Source organism: Pseudomonas sediminis (assembly GCF_002741105.1).
Lineage (GTDB): Bacteria > Pseudomonadota > Gammaproteobacteria > Pseudomonadales > Pseudomonadaceae > Aquipseudomonas > Aquipseudomonas sediminis.
This window is the reverse complement of the sequence record NZ_NIQU01000003.1, coordinates 359,119-378,393: the sequence shown is the minus strand read 5'-3', so window position 1 is coordinate 378,393 and position 19,275 is coordinate 359,119. Positions and strand designations below refer to the sequence as shown.

Sequence of the window (19,275 nt, the reverse complement as noted above, 5' to 3'; positions counted from 1 at the left end):
CTGTCGTACCAAAATAATAATGAATGAAAGGGTCCAGGCCATGGATGTAGTGATTGCTCCAGCCGCTGGAAGCCTGCTGCGTTCAAAGCTGTCACCGCCTCAGGCATCCGCGGACTATCTGGCAAGACCGCAGGTGGATGCCGCGCTTTCGGCCCATTCCCACGCCCGCCTGGTACTGTTTTGCGCGCCTGCTGGCTTTGGCAAGACTACGGCGTTGGCGATGCTGCTCGAGCAGCGTCGTCAGGCCGGCAGCGCTGTTGCTTGGCTATCGTTGAGCTCTGCTGATGACGAGCCAGTACGTTTCTTCCAGCAACTGATCGGCGCCTTGGGACATGCACTGCCCGGGCTGGGTGATTACGCCCTGGGCTACCTGCGCAACACCATGCGCGTGCCCGTCGAGGCGGTAATGGAAAGCCTGCTGGTGGACCTGTCGCAGCGCTCGGAACCGCTGCTGCTGGTGCTCGACGACCTGCACCTGATTCAGGATGGCGAGCTTCTCCGCGCACTCAATCGTCTGGTCAAGTTGGCGCCGCCGAATTTCACCCTGGCCATCGGCAGCCGTTCGCAACCCGCTCTGGGTCTCGCCACGTTACGCGCCAAGGGGTTGTTGCTGGAGCTGGGTAGTGACGAGCTGAGGCTCAATGCCGAAGAGATGCGTGCTTATCTGAAGCGCAGCGGCCTGCGTCTCGATCCTCAGGTGCTCGATGCGCTTTACCGTCATACCGAGGGCTGGGTGGTGGGAGTGCATCTGGTCAGCCTGTGGCTGCATAACCACCCGCAACCGACTGAGCGCCTTGCCGCGTTGGGCGCAGACAAGAATGTACTAGGCGACTACTTGCTGCGCTCGGTGTTCGAGCAGTTGCCTGTCGAGCGGCAGGAGCAGTTGTTGGCGCTCGGGGTGGCACAGCAGCTCAGCGGCGAGCTGGTCAATGCCCTGACCGCGCGTCAGGATGGCCAGCAACTGCTGGAAGAGCTGGAGGCCATGCAACTGTTTCTCCTGCCCATGGATCGCGAGCGCCAGTGGTATCGCTTCCATAATCTGTTCGCCGAGTTTCTCCGCAGCCGGCTCAAGGACCGCGATCCGGAGCGTTTCAAACAGCTGCATTTCAATGCCAGCCTGTGGTTCACCAACCACCATATGCAGAACCTGGCCATCGAGCACGCCTGCTTGGCCGAAGACGCCGAGATGCTCGCCGCGCTGCTTGACGGCTGTGGTCTGGAGCTGATCAATCGTGGTCAGCTCAACCTCATCTACAAGTGGCGACAGCATGTGCCGGACGAAATCGCTGCGCGCTTTCCGGTGCTGGTGCTGGCTGATGTCTGGACCCGCGCGGCCGAGCTGGGTCTGAAGGAGGCCAACCGCATGCTCGATGAGCTGCTGGAGCGCTGGGCCGAGTCGCGCACGAACGGGCCATTGAGTGACAAGGTGCTGGCGACCCTGACGATCAAGGCGGTGATTGCCTTGCAGAAGGATGACCTGGATACCTGCGTCGATCTGGCGCGGCGCATCGAGGTGCAGTTGGGGCAGCACACTGCGTTTCTCGAGGTGGCGATCCTCACCGTGGGTGCCCTGGCCAGCGTGATGCTTGGCCAGGCCGAGCAGGCGCGCAAGTTGCTGGCGCTGGCGCAACAGCGCAACCACTTTCTCGAAGGCCGATATCTGGACATGCAGTTGGCCAATGTGGAAGTGCTCCTGTGTCTGGAACAGGGGCGAGTAAAGCAGGCGCAGTTGCTGTTCGAGCAGTTGCGTGCGCGGATGATGCCCTGGTTCGGCGAAAAGTCGCGTGCCGTAGTTCTGCCAACCATCAGTGAGTCGCTGATCGCCTATCAGCAGGGTCGCCTGGATGGCCTGCAGGATCGGCTGCGGTGGGCGTTGGCCACGGTCGATGTGATCAATCCGATCGACCTGTACGCCCAGGCGATGCTTTGCCTGGCACGGGTTCAGCGCCAGCAGGGGGCTCCGAAAGAAGCGATCGCGACCCTGGTGCTGATGCAGAACCTGGTGGCGCGCAACCATTCCTGGCGTTTTTATGTGCAGGCCGTGGGTGAGGAGATTGCATTGATCCTGCAGGAGCCGGCGGCCGAACGCAGCAAGCGCGCAGAGCAGCGTTTGAAATCGGTGGATTGGAGCAAGCTGGAAGGGTATTACGCGCAGCGCAATTTCAATCCTGTGCCGTGGGTGCTCGGTCTGAGCCGGGTGCGCCTGCAGCAGGCGCGCGGCTATTACAGCGAGGCGCTGCATGAGATCAGCCAGTTACGCAGCCAGTTACAGGATGACCGGCATGGGCTGCAGCAACTGCGTCTGGATCTGCTCGCTGCGCTGAGCTACCAGCGCCTGGGCTACCGGGAGCGGGCGCAGAGCTTGCTGGTGCAGTGCCTGATTGGCGCGGAGCGGGAAGAGGCGCGCAGTCTGTTCATCGAGGAGGGCGAGGCTGTGCGCCAGTTGCTGCAACAGCTGGAGTCTACTGAGCGCCAGCCGGCATTGCAGGCTTTCATCCGCAGTCTGTTGAGTGCCTGGCCCGGCCAGGAGTCGCAGCACGCCCTGGACGTGCTGGAGGAGGGGTTGACCGAGCGCGAGCGCGAGGTGGTCTGTCTGGCCGCCAAGGGCATGTCCAACGAAGAGATCGGCCAGCAGTTGGCGCTCGCCTTGGGTACCGTCAAATGGCACCTGCACAACATTTACGAAAAGCTCAAGGTGCGTAATCGCACCCAAGCCATACGACGTGCACGTGAGCTGAGCCTACTCGAATCATGAACAGCCAGAATCCGTCCCGCCAATCCGCTATCCCGTTATTGCGTACCAAGCTGTATCCCTCCTATGCCGAGGGCGCTACGCTGCTGGAACGCTCGGTTTTGATCGAGCGATTGATGGAGGCGCGTGAGCAGCGCCTGATCGTCCTCAGTGCACCCGCCGGCTTTGGCAAGAGCACCGTTCTCAGCCAGCTGCGCAGTCGCCTGCAGGCACAGGGAGCGCGAGTTGCCTGGCTGTCGTGCGACGACAGCGATAGCGAGCCGGCGAGGTTGCTGCAGTATCTGGTGGCGGCTGTCGCCGCTGTTTGTCCGGGCTTCGGCAGCACTGTCACTGCATTGCTGCAGGGTGAGATCAGCTGGCCGCTGGAGACGGCGATCGATGCATTTCTCGACGATCTGAACGGGCTGTCGGAGAGCCTCTATCTGATGCTCGATGACTTCCACCGCATCCGCCATCCCACGCTTGGTCAGAGCTCGCTCTATCTGCTCGAGCGCCTGCCCAGCCACGTCCGGCTGGTAGTCAGCACCCGTTATCAGCCGCGCTTTCTCGACGAGCCGCCTTCGCTCGGCGCCTGGGCATCCTGGCTCAAGGCCGAGGACCTGCGCCTGACACGCGCTGAGACCGCTGGTTACTTGCGCAGCATCAAGCGTCTGGCCCTGGAAGACAGCGAGATCAACCAGTTGCATGCGCGTACGGAAGGCTGGATCACGGCCTTGCACCTGGCGGCGCTGGCCTTGCCGCGTCAGCAAAACCGCGCGGCCTTTCTCGCCGGGCTGTCAGGGACCGAACGCAACATCGCCGATTATCTGGCCGAAGACGTGGTAGCCAGCCTGCCGGAAACCGTGCAGCTGTTTCTTGACCAGACTTCGGTACTCGATGAGTTCAACGCCGAGTTGTGCAACGCACTCACCGGGCGCCATGACGGTGGCGACATGCTGCGCCGCCTGCAGGGCGAGCAACTGTTCGTGATCGAGCTGGACGCGCAGGGCCAGTGGTTCCGCTATCACCACCTGTTCGCCGAGTTCCTGCAGGGGCGTCTGGCCAAGCGTGGCGACCCGGCTCACCTGCTGCATGCGGCGGCGCGCTGGTGCGAAAGCCATGACCTGGCTGACAAATCGATCAAGTACGCGTTGCGCGCGCGTGACTACGCCTTCGCCGCCGAGCTGCTGGAGCGCCAGGGCGCGCGCTTGATCGCCGGCAACCGGGTATACGGCATCCTCGCCATTCTCAAGGACGTCCCGTCGCTGGTGATCACCGAGCAGCCGGTGTTCCAGATCTTCTATGCCTGGCAATTGGCTTTCGAGCAGAAGTTCGCCGAGTCCGAGGCGTTGATCGAGGAAGTCAGCGCGCGCCTGACGCAGGGGCGTGGCAAGGGCATGCATTTCGGCCCGGTCGAGCTGCTGGCTGCTGCTCAGGTGCTCAAGGCATTGGTGTTGCTCTATCAGGACAAACTCGACGCCTGCCTCAAGGTCGCCGGCCATTGGCTGGCGCTGGTACCGCAGAACCAGCCGGTATTTCGCGCCAGCCTGGCCTGCGTGCAGGCTGCAGCGTTCGCATTGCTCGGCGAGTTCGGCGAGGCCGCCAAGGCCATCGCCGTGGCGCGTGAGAGTCTGCGTGATTGCGACAGCGAATACCTGCATGTGATGGCCAGCTTGATCGAGGCGTTGATCTGCAAGGAACACGGCGAACTCGAGCGCGGTCGCTCCCTGGCCGAAGCTGCGCGGGCAAGGGTCGTGCACGTGTTTGGGCTGCGCAGTCGAGTTGGCGGCCCGCTGGGGCTGGCTTATGCCGACCTGCTTTACGAACAGGATCGCCACGCTGCGATTCTCGCCGAGCTGCCGCTGGCCACTACCTGGCGTGATGTCGCCACGCCGGTGGAGCTGATCAGCCGCGGCAAGCTGGTCATGGCGCGCGCGCGTTTTTTCGCCGGTGCAGGGGAGCAGGGGCTGGAGGAACTTGATGAGTGGTTGAGCGGTTTGCAGGGGCCCGGCTACGAGCGGGTATTCGCCATCGCCATGGGGTGCAAGGTGCAGTTCCTGCTGTGGCTGCGCCGACCCAATGAGGCGCAGCGTGTTTATCTGCAGCTGGAGCGTCATCTGGCTGTACTGCCCGTCGAGCGCTATGGCGATGCGCATACGGCGTTGGCGCTGAGCCAGGCGCGCTTGGCACTGAGCGAACACTGGGTAGAGAGAGCCCAAACCAGCCTGGAGGAATGTCTGGCCAAGCAGGGGGCGGACCACCAGCGGGATCGGCGCCTGCACCTGAGCCTGCTGCTGTCAGTGGCTTACTGGCGCAAAGGTAATGGCGAAAAAGCCTTCGTGCTGTTGCAGACGACTCTCGAAGAGGCCTGGCAATGCGGTTATCGCCGCTTGTTTCAGGACGACGCCTTGTGGCTGCTGCCGCTCTGGAATGCCTGGAGCCGCGCCGAGCCCGAGCAAGCCGCGGCCTGGCAGGGCATTGCCGAAATGCTACGCGAGCAGTGCCGCAGGTTGGCTATCGATCCTGACAGTCTCGAGGAAAATCAGGGGGTGAGTCATCGCGAGCGGGAGATATTGCGGCTCGTGGCAGCGGGGCTGTCGAATCGCGATATTGCTGAGGCGGTGCACTTGTCTGAAGCCACCATCAAATGGCATCTGCATAACCTGTTTTCCCGTTTGGGCGTACGCAGCCGCACGCAAGCCGTGCTCAAGGGCAAGAGCTTGGGGCTGCTGAGCGAGGCGTGAGGAAGGCGGGCAAATATAGGCGGGGGCGCGTTGGCGACAGGCTATTGAGCGAGTCGCGAAGTGCAGCCGGGTCTGGGCGACCCGGCTGCACTTCGCGGCGCTAGCTGGTCAGACTTCCTTGCTGACGATGTGGCCGAACAGCTCCTGGGAGAAGCGTACGCGCTCTTCGGCGTCTTCCTGAATGCCTTTGGCTTTCAGCTCTTCCAGGCGCGCTTCCACGGCATGGGCGCGGTGGGTCAGGCCGCAGTCGTTGGCGATCTGGATGTTCAACCCGGGGCGGGCGTTGAGCTCGAGAATCAGCGGGCCCTTGTCCTGATCCAGCACCATGTCCACACCGATGTAGCCCAGGCCGCACAACTCATAGCAGCCGGCGGCGAGCTTCATGAAGCCGTCCCAGTTAGGCAGTTGCACGCCGTCCACTGCGTTGGTGGTGTCCGGGTGCTTGCTGATCTTGTTGTTCAGCCAGGTACCACGCAGGGTGATGCCAGTGGCCAGATCGACACCGACACCAATGGCGCCCTGGTGCAGGTTGGCCTTGCCATTGGACTGACGTGTCGGCAGGCGCAGCATGGCCATCACCGGGTAGCCCATCAGCACGATGATGCGGATGTCCGGCACGCCTTCGTAGCTGATGCTTTTGAAGATGGTGTCCGGGGTGACCCGGTATTCGATCAGCGCACGGTCACGGTGACCACCGAGCGAATACAACCCGGAGAGGATGCTGGAGATCTGCTGCTCCAGCTCCTCGTGGCTGACGATCTTGCCGGATACCGTCTTGAAACGATCCTCGAAGCGGTCGGCGATAACCGTGATGCCATCACCGCCTGCGCCTTGCGCCGGCTTGATCACGAAGTCATTGCGCCCGGCAATGATCTGATCGAGCTTGTCGATATCCTTCTCGGTCTCGATGACGCCGTACATTTCCGGCACATCGATGCCGGCCTCGATGGCCCGCTCCTTGGTGATGATCTTGTCGTCGACGATCGGGTACAGGTGCCGTTTGTTGTACTTCAGCACGTAGTCCGCGTTGCGTCGGTTGATGCCCATGATGCCTTTGGCTTCAAGGGCCTTCCACGTCTTGATCAGGCCGAACATGGTCTTAGTCCTTGAGGAAGGCTTTGAAACGGAACAGTTCGGTCAGGCGATAACCGCGGTAGCGACCCATCGCCAGCATGAAGCCTACCAGGATCAGCAGGATCGCCGGGAAGGTGAACACGAAGTACACCAGCTCGGGCACGCTCATCAGCAGGTGCGCGATAGTGGCGGCGAACAGCGTGCCAATGGCGACCTTGAAGGCATGGCTGCCGCCACGTTCTTCCCAGGTGATCGACAGGCGCTCGATGGTCATGGTCAGAATCACCATCGGGAACAGCGCAACCGACAGACCGCGTTCCAGGCCCAGCTTGTGGCTGAACAGGCTGATGGCGGCGATCAGTACCACGACGAAGGTCAGTACTACCGACAGGCGCGGCAGCATCTGCAGCTTCAGATGTTCCAGGTAGGAGCGTAATGACAGGCCGAGCGCAGTAATCACCGTGAACAGGAAGATACCGAAGCCCAGTTGGGTTTCGCGGAAGGCGAGGGCGATCAGTACCGGAGTGAAGGTACCCAGGGTCTGCAGACCGCCGAGGTTGCGCAGAATCAGAATGACCAGCACGCCGATCGGGATCATCACCATGATCATGAACGTCTGCTGGGTCTGCAGCGGCAGGCCGTATAGCGAGTATTCGAGGAAGCTGGCGTCGGTGTTCTCGTCAGTCAGCTTGGCCAGGCGGATAGCGTTCATCTCACTGTTGTTCAGGCTGAAGCTGACGGCGGCTTGACGGCCGCCTTCGAGGCTGACCAGATCGTCATCGCCGATCCACCAGACCAGGCGGTCGGCCGGCAGGCCTTGCTCACCGGATTCGGGGTTGAAATACAGCCACTTCTGGCCGTTGAAGCTGCGCAGCCACAGTTCTGGCGATTGCGCGACTTCGGCTTGCAGGCGAATGGTGTGCACGCGTTCCATCGGCACGTGAGCGATGGACAGCAGCAGCTCGACGACCTTGGCTTTGTTGACGGTGGAGGCATCGCCGCCGAGCAGCAGCTTGACGTTATCGTCGTTGGCGTTGTTGACGCGTTTGATGGTCTCGCTGATGAAGGTCTCGACGTCCGCCGAGTGCTGGCGAATCGGAGCGAGCAGGGCTTCGGCCGCGATCTTCTCAGGGCCTTCGACCGGGATGCTGTCGCGGAAGATCGGGCCTTTTGCAGGTGTCTGCTCACCGCTGTAACGCTTGGTCAGTACCAGACGGTAATAGAGGGTTTGTTTGCCGCTGGCGCGACGGGCCGACCAGGTGACGCGGCGGTTGCCGTCGACACGGTTGACGCTGACACCGTAGTTGTTGGAGATGAAGCTCTCGTTGAGGCTTACGTAATCCTGGTTCAGCGGCGGCACGAACATCTGCAGTTTCACCGGCTCACGCGGCGTCGCCTGGAATTCGACCCTGGCATCGATGTTCCACAGATCGTCGGTCTCGTCCTCGGTCACCGGAATGCCGAGAATGAAGATTTGGTATGCCGTAATCAGAACGCCCAAGGCCACCAGCAGGGTGATCAGGACTTTCAGATGTAGGTTCAGAGAGCGCATGGGAATTACTCGCCAGGGGTTGCGTCATCGGTGCAGTTGGGTTTGCCAGCTGCATATTTAAGGCTTGGATCGACCATGGCTTCGAAATGCTTGAGCGCTTCGGAGCCGATCAGAAGCGGGTATTGGAATGCGCTTCGGTCGGTCAAGTTCACTTCGATCGTGCGCAGGGTCTTGCCCATGCACAATTCAAGGTCGATTACCGGGCGTGCCGTGTAGGTCTTGCCTTCATCGGGATCGAAGTCGCCAGCACGGCGTTTGATCTTGCTGATACGTGATAGTGGACGCTCGATGGTGCGCTCATGGGCATCATCGATGGCCAGCACGAAACGCACCCAGGTTTCTCCGTCGCGTTTGAAGCGCTTGATGTCACGGGCGCTCAAGGACGCGGTTTTTGCGCCGGTATCGAGTTTGGCGGCTACCTGCAGGTCCAGTTCTTCTACGTGGATATATTCGTTCAGACCATAGATTGACTTGCCCATGGCCAGAGCCGGGCACAAGGTCAGCAGGCAGATCAGTAAGGAGAAGGGTTTCAGTCTCATGTGTCCTTGAGAGGGTATTGCCAGGGGCAGGTGAAGGGCAGCGTCTGGCGGCATCCTGCCATACAACGGCCTGCCATGAAGTCTAGCAGCCATGGCAAAAGGCGATAGCCGGGCATGAATGTGCGGATTCTAACATGGAGATTTTCCGTGCCGACAGACGCTTATGTAGCTTTCTGCAAGTAAGGTCGCGGCTCGCTCGCCTGGTTTGGCTGGAGACATTGTCGACAATACCTTGGTCTGCTTTGACCTTTATGGCTTTTTGGCGTAATTTCATGGTCATTGTATCTCTGTGGTGTCGACAATCATGCTGCTCGAGTCCGAAGTGTCTACAGCGCCCCAGGTGGATTCGGAAACACTTTCCGAACATGTTTTCCGCTTGATCCAAGCTGCCATCGTCAAGGGCGAGATCGCCCCGGGTAGCAAGATTTCCGAGCCTGAGCTGGCGCGCACCTATGGCATCAGTCGTGGTCCGTTGCGCGAGGCCATCCACCGTCTGGAAGGGCAGAAGCTGCTGGTGCGCGTCCCGCATGTGGGCGCGCGGGTGGTATCGCTCAGTCATGACGAACTGGTCGAGCTCTACGAAATTCGCGAGTCCTTGGAAGGCATGGCCTGCCGCCTGGCCGCTGAGCGCATGACCCAGCATGAGATCGATGAACTGCGCCGGGTGCTGGAGCTGCACGAGCAGGACGCTGCGTTCAAGGCCGGTGTCGGCTATTACCAGCAGGAAGGCGACTTCGACTTCCACTACCGGATCATCCAGGGCAGCGGCAACCGCACCCTGGCCAAACTGCTGTGCGACGAGCTCTATCAGCTGGTGCGCATGTACCGCCTGCAGTTCTCCGCCACACCCAACCGGCCACACCAGGCCTTCGCTGAACACCACCGCATTCTCGACGCCATCGAAGGCCGTGACGGCGAACTGGCCGAGCTGCTGATGCGCCGCCATATCGGCGCCTCCAAACGCAATATCGAGCGCCACTATAGAGAGACGCTCGCCACTTCATCCAAGACCCGAGGTGATTCATGACCCAGCTTTCTGCCGGCCAGCGCTTCCGCCAGGCCCTCGCCGAAGAGCAACCGCTGCAGGTGATCGGCGCGATCAACGCCAACCACGCACTGCTGGCCAAACGCGCCGGCTTTCGTGCCATCTACCTGTCTGGGGGTGGTGTCGCGGCCGGCTCGCTCGGTTTGCCGGATCTGGGCATCAACACCCTGGATGACGTGCTCATCGACGTACGCCGTATCACCGATGTCTGCGATCTGCCGCTGCTGGTGGACATCGACACCGGTTTCGGCCCGTCGGCTTTCAATATCGAGCGCACCATCAAGAACCTGATCAAGGCCGGCGCCGCCGCCGCGCATATCGAGGATCAGGTCGGCGCCAAGCGCTGTGGCCACCGTCCGGGCAAGGAGATCGTTTCCTGCGAGGAAATGTGCGACCGCGTGAAAGCTGCCGCTGATGCCAAGGCCGATCCTGACTTCTTCCTCATCGCCCGTACTGACGCCATCCAGGCTGAAGGTGTCGACGCCGCCATCGAACGGTGCCTGCGCTATGTCGAGGCCGGCGCCGATGCAATCTTCGCCGAGGCGGCTTACGACCTGCCGACCTATGCACGTTTCGTCAAAGAGCTGAATGTGCCGGTGCTGGCCAATATCACCGAATTCGGCGCCACGCCGCTGTTCACCCGCGACGAACTGGCCTCGGTCGGCGTCGCCATCCAGCTGTATCCGCTGTCGGCCTTCCGCGCGGCGAACAAGGCGGCGGAAAGTGTCTACACCTCGATTCGCCAGAACGGCCACCAGAAGGACGTGATCGAGCTGATGCAGACCCGCGCCGAACTCTACGACCGCATCGGCTACCACGCCTTCGAGCAGAAGCTCGACGCGCTGTTCGCCGCCGGCAAGAAGTAACGCGGCGCACGGATTTGCTTTGTGTAGGAGCGAATTTATTCGCGATTCGCGGATGAATCCGCTCCTACGGTTCACTACCGCTGACAGTAAGCAGAACAAGAAGATTTGAGGAGATGACCATGAGCGCCACCGAAACCACGCCAGGCTTCAAGCCGAAGAAATCCGTCGCCCTTAGCGGCACCGCCGCTGGTAATACCGCGCTGTGTACTGTCGGTCGTACCGGCAATGACCTGCACTACCGCGGTTACGACGTGCTGGATTTCGCCAACCGCTGCGAGTTCGAGGAAATCGCCCACCTGCTGGTGCACGGCAAGCTGCCCAACGTTGCCGAGCTGGCCGGCTACAAGGCCAAGCTCAAGGCCTTGCGCGGCCTGCCAGCAGGGGTGAAGGCGGCTCTGGAGCAACTGCCGCCATCAGCCCACCCGATGGACGTGATGCGCACCGCCGTCTCCGTACTCGGCTGCCTGGCGCCGGAGAAGGACGACCACAACCATCCGGGTGCCCGTGATATTGCCGACAAACTGATGGCCTCCCTCGGCTCGGCTCTCCTGTATTGGTACCACTACAGCCACAACGGCAAGCGCATCGATGTGGAGACCGATGACGACTCCATCGGCGGCCACTTCCTGCACCTGCTGCATGGCGAGAAACCGCGCGAGTCCTGGGTGCGCGCTATGCACACCTCGCTGAACCTGTATGCCGAGCATGAATTCAATGCCTCGACCTTCACCTCGCGGGTGATCGCCGGCACCGGCTCCGACCTGTTCTCCTGCATCGCCGGCGCCATCGGCGCGCTACGCGGGCCGAAACACGGCGGCGCCAACGAAGTGGCCTTCGAGGTGCAGAAGCGCTACGACAGCCCGGACGAAGCCGAGGCGGATATCCGCGAGCGAGTAGGGCGCAAGGAAGTGGTGATCGGCTTCGGTCATCCGGTCTACACCGTGAGCGACCCGCGCAACAAGGTGATCAAGGAAGTGGCCCGCGAGCTGTCCGTGGAGCAGGGCAATACCAAGATGTATGACATCGCCGAGCGCCTGGAAACCATCATGTGGGACATCAAGAAGATGTTCCCCAACCTCGACTGGTTCAGCGCCGTGAGCTACCACATGATGGGCGTGCCTACCGCCATGTTCACCCCGCTGTTCGTCATCGCTCGTACCGCCGGCTGGTCCGCCCACGTCATCGAACAACGCATCGACGGCAAGATCATCCGCCCGAGCGCCAACTACACAGGCCCCGAAGACCTGAAGTTCGTGCCGCTCAAGGACCGTAAATAAGATGAATGACACCGTGAATAGCCAATACCGCAAGCGGCTGCCCGGCACCGCGCTGGATTACTTCGATGCCCGTGAGGCGGTCGAGGCGATCCAGGCCGGCGCCTGGGACAAGCTGCCCTACACCTCGCGCGTACTCGCCGAGCAACTGGTGCGCCGCTGCGAGCCGCAGGATCTGACTGCCGCGCTGGAGCAACTGGTCCATCGCAAGCGCGACCTGGACTTTCCCTGGTATCCGGCACGCGTGGTCTGCCACGACATTCTTGGCCAGACCGCGTTGGTCGACCTGGCCGGCCTGCGTGATGCCATCGCTGAGCAGGGTGGTGACCCGTCCAAGGTCAACCCGGTGGTGCCGACCCAGTTGATCGTCGACCACTCGCTGGCCGTGGAAGCGCCGGGCTTTGATCCGGACGCCTTCGAGAAGAACCGCGCCATCGAGGATCGCCGCAACGAGGATCGCTTCCACTTCATCGACTGGACGAAAACCGCGTTCAAGAACGTCGACGTGATCCCGGCCGGCAACGGCATCATGCACCAGATCAACCTGGAGAAAATGAGCCCGGTGATCCAGGCGCGCGGCGGCATCGCCTTCCCCGATACCTGCGTCGGCACTGACTCGCACACCCCGCATGTGGATGCCCTGGGCGTGATCGCCATTGGCGTCGGCGGTCTGGAAGCCGAGACGGTGATGCTTGGCCACCCGTCGATGATGCGTTTGCCCGATATCGTCGGCGTCGAGCTGACCGGCAAGCGTCAACCTGGCATCACCGCCACCGATATTGTCCTGGCGATCACCGAGTTTCTGCGCAAGGAGCGGGTGGTGGGTGCCTACGTCGAGTTCTTCGGCGAGGGTGCGGACAGCCTGTCCATCGGCGACCGCGCGACCATCTCCAATATGTGCCCGGAATACGGCGCGACGGCCTCGATGTTCTATATCGACGGCCAGACCATCGACTACCTCAAACTCACCGGACGCGAGCCAGAGCAGGTGGCGCTGGTGGAAACCTACGCCAAGACCCTCGGCCTGTGGAGCGACGCACTGAAAACCGCCGAGTATGAGCGCGTGCTGCGATTCGACCTGGGTAGTGTCGTGCGCAACATGGCTGGCCCGAGCAACCCGCATCGCCGCCTGCCGACCTCGGCGCTGGCCGAGCGTGGCATTGCCGACGAAGCCAAGCTGCAGAGCGGCAAGGTCGAAGAGGCCGAAGGTCTGATGCCGGATGGCGCAGTGATCATCGCCGCCATCACCAGTTGCACCAACACCTCCAACCCGCGCAACGTCATCGCCGCCGGCCTGGTGGCGAAGAAGGCCAATGCGCTGGGCCTGGTGCGTAAGCCCTGGGTGAAAACGTCGTTCGCGCCGGGCTCCAAGGTCGCCAAGCTGTACCTGGAAGAGGCCGGTCTGCTGCCGGAGCTGGAAAAGCTCGGCTTCGGTATCGTCGCTTACGCCTGCACTACCTGCAACGGCATGTCCGGCGCGCTCGACCCGGTGATCCAGAAGGAAATCATCGACCGCGACCTGTATGCCACCGCAGTGCTTAGTGGCAACCGCAACTTCGACGGGCGCATCCATCCCTACGCCAAACAGGCATTCCTTGCCTCGCCGCCGCTGGTGGTCGCCTATGCCATCGCCGGCACTGTGCGTTTCGATATCGAGCAGGATGCGCTGGGCACCGATGCCCAAGGCAATCCCATCACGTTGAAGGATCTGTGGCCGAGCGACGAGGAAATCGACGCCATCGTCGCCGCGAGCGTGAAGCCCGAGCAGTTCAAGCAGATCTATATCCCGATGTTTGACCTGGGCAGCGTGCAGGAGGCAGAGAGCCCGCTGTACGACTGGCGCCCGATGTCCACCTATATCCGTCGCCCGCCTTACTGGGAAGGCGCGCTGGCCGGCGAGCGCACGCTTAAGGGCATGCGTCCGCTGGCGATCCTGCCGGACAACATCACCACCGATCACCTGTCGCCGTCCAACGCCATCCTGGCCGACTCGGCCGCCGGTGAGTACCTGGCGAAAATGGGCCTGCCGGAAGAGGACTTCAACTCCTACGCCACCCACCGCGGCGACCACCTGACCGCGCAGCGCGCGACCTTCGCCAACCCGCAACTGGTCAACGAGATGGCCGTGATCGACGGGCAGGTGAAGAAGGGTTCGCTGGCCCGAGTCGAGCCGCAAGGCCAGGTGATGCGCATGTGGGAAGCCATCGAAACCTACATGAATCGCAAGCAGAACCTGATCATCGTCGCCGGTGCCGACTACGGCCAGGGCTCGTCCCGTGACTGGGCGGCCAAGGGTGTGCGTTTGGCAGGAGTGGAGGTGATCGTTGCCGAAGGCTTCGAGCGCATCCACCGCACCAACCTGGTGGGCATGGGCGTGCTGCCGGTAGAGTTCAAGCCCGGCACCACGCGCCTGACCCTGGAGCTGGACGGTACCGAAACCTACGACATCGAGGGCGATATCTCGCCGCGTTGCGAGCTGACCCTGGCGATCAATCGCCGTAACGGCGAGGTGGTTCGGGTACCGGTGACCTGCCGACTGGATACCGCGGCGGATGTCAGCGTGTACAAGGCCGGCGGCGTGCTGCAGCGCTTCGCTAAAGACTTCCTCGAAGGCGCGGTGGCTTGACCTGACGCGATATGCCGGCCCGTCAATGGGTCGGCACAACTCCTATAGGTGCGCGTAGCCCGGATGCAATCCGGGGAGAACTGCGCCGTCATTCCCGGATTGCATCCGGGCTACTTTTTCAGGGCTGCGTGTATGTCCCATTTACCGCAAGTGAAAATCCCTGCCACCTACATGCGTGGCGGCACCAGCAAGGGCGTGTTCTTCCGTCTGCAGGATCTGCCCGAGCGCTGTCAGGTGCCGGGCGAGGCGCGCGACAAGCTGTTCATGCGCGTGATCGGCAGTCCCGATCCGTACGCGGCGCAGATCGACGGCATGGGCGGCGCGACCTCGAGCACTTCCAAGTGCGTGATCCTGTCGAAAAGCACTCAGCCCGAGCATGACGTCGATTACCTCTACGGCCAGGTCTCCATCGACAAGGCGTTCGTCGACTGGAGCGGCAACTGCGGCAACCTGTCCACCGCCGCCGGCGCCTTCGCCATTCATGCCGGCCTGATCGACCCTGCGCGGATTCCCGAGAACGGCACCTGCGTGGTGCGTATCTGGCAGGCCAATATCAACAAAACCATCATCGCCCATGTGCCGGTCAGCAATGGCCAGGTGCAGGAAACCGGCGACTTCGAGCTGGACGGGGTGACCTTCCCGGCAGCGGAGATCGTGCTGGAGTTCCTTGATCCGTCCGATGACGGCGAAGAGGGTGGCTCGATGTTTCCCACCGGCAATCTGGTCGATGATCTTGAAGTGCCGGGCATCGGTACCTTCAAGGCGACCATGATCACCGCTGGCATCCCGACCATCTTCGTCAATGCCGAGGACATCGGCTACCAGGGCACCGAGCTGCGCGAGGCCATCAATGGCGACCCGGCGCAACTGGCGCGTTTCGAGCAGATCCGTATTGCCGGTGCGCTGCGCATGGGGCTGATCAAAACGGCTGAGGAGGCTGCGACACGTCAGCACACTCCGAAGATCGCTTTCGTAAGTCCGCCCAAGGACTACCGCACCTCCAGCGGTAAGGAGGTCAAGGTCGGCGAGGCCGATCTGTTGGTGCGGGCGCTGTCCATGGGCAAGCTGCACCACGCCATGATGGGCACCTGTGCAGTGGCCATCGGTACAGCGGCGGCGATACCAGGTACGTTGGTCAACCTGGCGGCCGGTGGTGGCGAGCGTGAGGCGGTGCGTTTCGGCCATCCGTCCGGCACCTTGCGGGTCGGCGCGCAGGCCAGGCTGGTCGATGGTCAGTGGGCAGTGACCAAGGCGGTGATGAGCCGCAGTGCGCGCATCCTGATGGAAGGCTGGGTGCGTGTGCCGGGTGGCAGCTTCTAACGGCTGAAACTAGAAAAGGCTCGAAGTGTCGAGCCTTTTCTCTTTTGAAACATGAGCTTATGGTGGTTATTTAAGGCGTCGTTCAACACCTTTTTCCACCAGGATCTTGGCCGAAATCTCCTCGACCGAGAAATGCGTGGAGTTGATGAAGGCGATGTTTTCACGGCGGAACAGACCTTCCACCTCGCGCACTTCGAACTCGCACTGGGCGAAGCTGGCGTAACGGCTGTTGGGCTTGCGCTCGTGGCGGATGGCGGTGAGGCGATCCGGGTCGATGGTCAGGCCGAATAGCTTGTCGCGGTACTTCTTCAACGACTCTGGGAGCTGCAGGCGCTCCATGTCGTCTTCGGTCAGCGGGTAGTTGGCGGCGCGGATACCGTATTGCATGGCCATGTACAGGCAGGTTGGCGTCTTGCCGCAGCGCGACACGCCGACCAGGATCAGGTCGGCCTTGTCGTAGTAATGGGTGCGCGCACCATCGTCGTTGTCGAGGGCGAAGTTGACCGCCTCGATGCGCTCCATGTAGTTGGAGTGCTGGCCGATGGAGTGCGACTTGCCGACGGAGTAGGAGGAGTGCGAGCTCAGCTCCTGCTCCAGTGGCGAGAGGAAGGTCGAGAAGATGTCGATCATGAAACCATTGGCGGTATCGAGAATCGCACGAATATCGCGGTTGACGATGGTGTCGAAGATGATCGGACGGGCGCCGTCCCTTTCGGCGGCGGCATCGATTTGTTGTACCATGGCGCGCGCTTTATCGACGCTGTCGATGTAAGGGCGGGTCAGTTTGGTGAACTGAATGTTCTCGAACTGCGCGAGCAGGCTCTGGCCCAGGGTTTCGGCGGTGATGCCGGTGCCGTCGGAGATGAAGAAAGCGGTACGTTTCATTTGCGCCAAAGGCCTTAAGCTGAGTTCGATTCTTGGCTATGATAGGCCGCGTTTTACGCCGGGCCCACCGGGTTCGGCATTGTTACTTATACAAGGGCAAGGCCACAATCGCGCGACTTCGGTCGTTCGACATTGCGCAGCCCAATGAGCTTTTCCAATACAGTTAGTGGAGAGATCACCTTGGTAGAGTACGTAGTTTCCCTCGATAAGCTCGGCAATCACGATGTTGAGCATGTGGGGGGCAAGAACGCATCCCTCGGCGAGATGATCAGTAACCTGGCAGGCGCCGGTGTCTCGGTTCCCGGCGGTTTCGCCACTACGGCTCAGGCTTATCGCGACTTTCTCGAGCAAAGCGGCCTGAATGCGCAGATCCACGCAGCGCTCGACGCACTCGATGTCGATGACGTCAACGCCCTGGCCAAGACCGGCGCGCAGATTCGCCAGTGGGTGATGGACGCCGAGTTCCCGGCTGAGCTGGACAAGCAGATTCGCGAAGCCTTCGCCACCATGAGCGCAGGTAACGACAACATGGCTGTGGCCGTGCGCTCCTCCGCTACCGCTGAAGACCTGCCGGATGCTTCCTTTGCCGGTCAGCAGGAAACCTTCCTCAATATCCGCGGCGTGGACAACGTGATCCGTGCGGCCAAAGAAGTCTTCGCTTCCCTGTTCAACGATCGTGCCATCGCCTACCGCGTGCACCAGGGCTTCGACCACAAGCTGGTTGCTCTGTCTGCTGGCGTGCAGCGCATGGTGCGTTCGGAAACCGGTACCGCCGGTGTGATGTTCACCCTGGACACCGAGTCCGGCTTCCGTGACGTGGTGTTCATCACCGGCGCCTATGGCCTCGGCGAGACCGTTGTGCAGGGCGCAGTGAACCCCGACGAATTCTACGTGCACAAGCCGACCCTGGAAGCGGGCCGCCCGGCGATCCTGCGCCGCAACCTGGGCAGCAAGGCGATCAAAATGATCTACGGCGACGAAGCCAAGGCTGGTCGCTCGGTCAAGACCGTCGAAGTCGATCGCGCCGAACGCGCGCGCTTCTGCATCACCGATGCCGAGGTCAGCGAGCTGGCCAAACAGGCACTGATCATCGAGAAACACTACGGCCGCCCGATGGACATCGAGTGGGCCAAGGACGGTGACGACGGCAAGCTCTACATCGTGCAGGCCCGCCCGGAAACCGTGAAGAGCCGCGCCAGTGCCACCGTGATGGAGCGCTACCTGCTGAAAGAGAAGGGCACCGTTCTGGTCGAAGGCCGCGCCATCGGCCAGCGGATCGGCGCCGGCAAGGTGCGTGTGATTCACGACGTGTCCGAGATGGACAAGGTGCAGCCGGGCGACGTGCTGGTCTCCGACATGACCGACCCGGACTGGGAACCCGTGATGAAGCGCGCCAGCGCCATCGTCACCAATCGTGGCGGTCGTACCTGCCACGCGGCGATCATTGCCCGTGAGCTGGGCATTCCGGCCGTGGTCGGTTGCGGCAACGCCACCCAGGTGCTGAAAGATGGTCAGGGCGTCACCGTGTCCTGCGCCGAAGGCGACACCGGCTTCATCTTCGAAGGCGAACTGGGCTTCGACATTCGCAAGAACTCGGTCGACGCCATGCCGGACCTGCCGTTCAAGATCATGATGAACGTCGGTAACCCGGACCGTGCCTTCGACTTCGCTCAACTGCCGAACGAAGGCGTGGGCCTGGCCCGCCTGGAGTTCATCATCAATCGCATGATTGGTGTGCACCCCAAGGCGCTGCTGAACTTCGCTGGCCTGCCGCCGGAGATCAAGGACAGCGTCGAGAAGCGCATCGCCGGCTACGGTGATCCGGTCGACTTCTACGTCGAGAAGCTGGTCGAGGGCATCAGCACCCTGGCCGCGGCGTTCTGGCCGAAGAAGGTCATCGTGCGTCTGTCGGACTTCAAGTCCAACGAATACGCCAACCTGATCGGCGGCAAGCTGTATGAGCCGGAAGAAGAGAACCCGATGCTGGGCTTCCGTGGTGCTTCGCGCTACATCAGCGAATCCTTCCGCGACTGCTTCGAGCTGGAATGCCGCGCGCTGAAGAAAGTGCGCAACGAGATGGGCCTGACCAACGTCGAGATCATGGTGCCGTTCGTGCGTACCCTGGGCGAGGCGTCGCAAGTGGTCGAGCTACTGGCCAGCAATGGCCTGGCCCGCGGTCAGGATGGCCTGAAGGTCATCATGATGTGCGAGCTGCCGTCCAACGCCATTCTGGCTGAAGAGTTCCTCGAGTTCTTCGACGGTTTCTCCATCGGCTCCAACGACCTGACCCAGTTGACCCTGGGCCTGGACCGTGACTCCGGCATCGTCGCCCACCTGTTCGATGAACGTAACCCGGCCGTGAAGAAACTGCTGGCCAATGCCATTGCCGCCTGCAACAAGGCTGGCAAATACATCGGCATCTGCGGTCAGGGGCCGTCGGACCACCCGGATCTGGCCAAGTGGCTGATGGAGCAAGGTATCGAGAGCGTGTCACTGAACCCTGACTCGGTACTCGACACCTGGTTCTTCCTGGCCGAGACTCAGCCTGCCTGATGTTCATTGCGCAGGGCGGGTGTAACCCGCCTTGCATAGAGGCGAAGTTTCAAGAAAAACGCCGCG

13 protein-coding genes are annotated in these 19,275 nt (G+C 61.9%); 8 read left to right on the top strand and 5 right to left on the bottom strand.

The window, feature by feature from the left end; all coding sequences use genetic code 11:
• Window positions 1-40 precede the first annotated feature (40 nt).
• Together CDO35_RS09770 and CDO35_RS09765 are read left to right on the top strand one after the other, a co-directional pair.
• Entirely contained in the window at window positions 41-2,755 is a 2,715-nt protein-coding gene (locus tag CDO35_RS09770) for a winged helix-turn-helix domain-containing protein (RefSeq protein ID WP_099524303.1), read from the top strand.
• Window positions 2,752-5,475, top strand: coding sequence for a helix-turn-helix transcriptional regulator (locus CDO35_RS09765; protein WP_099524300.1), 2,724 nt, complete (start codon window positions 2,752-2,754; stop codon window positions 5,473-5,475). Before CDO35_RS09770 ends, CDO35_RS09765 begins: the two co-directional genes overlap by 4 nt.
• 108 nt (window positions 5,476-5,583) lie before the next feature.
• Here CDO35_RS09765 and CDO35_RS09760 read toward each other — a convergent pair whose 3' ends face one another.
• The 3 genes from CDO35_RS09760 to rloA are packed head-to-tail and all read right to left on the bottom strand — an operon-like array spanning window position 5,584 to window position 8,640.
• Window positions 5,584-6,570, bottom strand: a complete 987-nt coding sequence (locus CDO35_RS09760) for an alpha-L-glutamate ligase-like protein (RefSeq protein ID WP_099524298.1) — start codon at window positions 6,568-6,570, stop codon at window positions 5,584-5,586.
• Window positions 6,571-6,574: 4 nt separating this feature from the next.
• On the bottom strand, window positions 6,575-8,101 hold the full coding sequence (gene rloB / locus CDO35_RS09755) for an osmotic stress tolerance membrane protein RloB (RefSeq protein ID WP_099524295.1): 1,527 nt from the start codon (window positions 8,099-8,101) through the stop codon (window positions 6,575-6,577).
• Window positions 8,102-8,106: 5 nt separating this feature from the next.
• Entirely contained in the window at window positions 8,107-8,640 is a 534-nt protein-coding gene (gene rloA / locus CDO35_RS09750; protein ID WP_099524292.1) for a retropepsin-like aspartic peptidase RloA, read from the bottom strand.
• A gap of 304 nt (window positions 8,641-8,944) precedes the next feature.
• On the opposite strand from rloA, the gene CDO35_RS09745 reads away from it, so the two are divergent.
• The 5 genes from CDO35_RS09745 to prpF all read left to right on the top strand — a co-directional run bounded on the left by CDO35_RS09745 (window position 8,945) and on the right by prpF (window position 15,771).
• Window positions 8,945-9,667 (top strand): GntR family transcriptional regulator, encoded by a 723-nt coding sequence (locus tag CDO35_RS09745; RefSeq protein WP_099524290.1) that lies wholly within the window; start codon window positions 8,945-8,947, stop codon window positions 9,665-9,667.
• Window positions 9,664-10,551: a methylisocitrate lyase gene (prpB, locus tag CDO35_RS09740; RefSeq protein WP_099524288.1), complete on the top strand. Its 888-nt coding sequence runs from the start codon at window positions 9,664-9,666 to the stop codon at window positions 10,549-10,551. Before CDO35_RS09745 ends, prpB begins: the two co-directional genes overlap by 4 nt.
• A gap of 119 nt (window positions 10,552-10,670) precedes the next feature.
• A complete protein-coding gene (gene prpC / locus CDO35_RS09735; protein ID WP_099524286.1) occupies window positions 10,671-11,828 on the top strand; it encodes a bifunctional 2-methylcitrate synthase/citrate synthase in 1,158 nt (385 codons plus the stop codon).
• Window positions 11,829-11,841: 13 nt separating this feature from the next.
• Window positions 11,842-14,451 (top strand): Fe/S-dependent 2-methylisocitrate dehydratase AcnD, encoded by a 2,610-nt coding sequence (gene acnD, locus CDO35_RS09730; protein ID WP_166432398.1) that lies wholly within the window; start codon window positions 11,842-11,844, stop codon window positions 14,449-14,451.
• Window positions 14,452-14,583: 132 nt separating this feature from the next.
• Window positions 14,584-15,771, top strand: a complete 1,188-nt coding sequence (gene prpF, locus CDO35_RS09725; RefSeq protein ID WP_099524281.1) for a 2-methylaconitate cis-trans isomerase PrpF — start codon at window positions 14,584-14,586, stop codon at window positions 15,769-15,771.
• A gap of 66 nt (window positions 15,772-15,837) precedes the next feature.
• Here the strand turns inward: prpF and ppsR are convergent, their stop codons facing one another.
• A complete protein-coding gene (gene ppsR / locus CDO35_RS09720; protein WP_036999666.1) occupies window positions 15,838-16,656 on the bottom strand; it encodes a posphoenolpyruvate synthetase regulatory kinase/phosphorylase PpsR in 819 nt (272 codons plus the stop codon).
• A gap of 36 nt (window positions 16,657-16,692) precedes the next feature.
• A complete protein-coding gene (locus CDO35_RS23015; RefSeq protein ID WP_243699065.1) occupies window positions 16,693-16,890 on the bottom strand; it encodes a hypothetical protein in 198 nt (65 codons plus the stop codon).
• On the opposite strand from CDO35_RS23015, the gene ppsA reads away from it, so the two are divergent.
• A complete protein-coding gene (ppsA, locus tag CDO35_RS09715) occupies window positions 16,837-19,209 on the top strand; it encodes a phosphoenolpyruvate synthase (protein WP_099524279.1) in 2,373 nt (790 codons plus the stop codon). The genes CDO35_RS23015 and ppsA overlap by 54 nt on opposite strands.
• Window positions 19,210-19,275 lie beyond the last annotated feature (66 nt).

What these genes read in the sequence shown, in the direction of transcription:
- CDO35_RS09770 (WP_099524303.1), top strand. Translation starts at nt 41, where the DNA reads ATGGATGTAGTGATTGCTCCAGCCGCTGGAAGCCTGCTGCGTTCAAAG.
- CDO35_RS09765 (WP_099524300.1), top strand. Translation starts at nt 2,752, where the DNA reads ATGAACAGCCAGAATCCGTCCCGCCAATCCGCTATCCCGTTATTGCGT.
- CDO35_RS09760 (WP_099524298.1), bottom strand. Translation starts at nt 6,570, where the DNA reads ATGTTCGGCCTGATCAAGACGTGGAAGGCCCTTGAAGCCAAAGGCATC.
- rloB (WP_099524295.1), bottom strand. Translation starts at nt 8,101, where the DNA reads ATGCGCTCTCTGAACCTACATCTGAAAGTCCTGATCACCCTGCTGGTG.
- rloA (WP_099524292.1), bottom strand. Translation starts at nt 8,640, where the DNA reads ATGAGACTGAAACCCTTCTCCTTACTGATCTGCCTGCTGACCTTGTGC.
- CDO35_RS09745 (WP_099524290.1), top strand. Translation starts at nt 8,945, where the DNA reads ATGCTGCTCGAGTCCGAAGTGTCTACAGCGCCCCAGGTGGATTCGGAA.
- prpB (WP_099524288.1), top strand. Translation starts at nt 9,664, where the DNA reads ATGACCCAGCTTTCTGCCGGCCAGCGCTTCCGCCAGGCCCTCGCCGAA.
- prpC (WP_099524286.1), top strand. Translation starts at nt 10,671, where the DNA reads ATGAGCGCCACCGAAACCACGCCAGGCTTCAAGCCGAAGAAATCCGTC.
- prpF (WP_099524281.1), top strand. Translation starts at nt 14,584, where the DNA reads ATGTCCCATTTACCGCAAGTGAAAATCCCTGCCACCTACATGCGTGGC.
- ppsR (WP_036999666.1), bottom strand. Translation starts at nt 16,656, where the DNA reads ATGAAACGTACCGCTTTCTTCATCTCCGACGGCACCGGCATCACCGCC.
- CDO35_RS23015 (WP_243699065.1), bottom strand. Translation starts at nt 16,890, where the DNA reads ATGCTCAACATCGTGATTGCCGAGCTTATCGAGGGAAACTACGTACTC.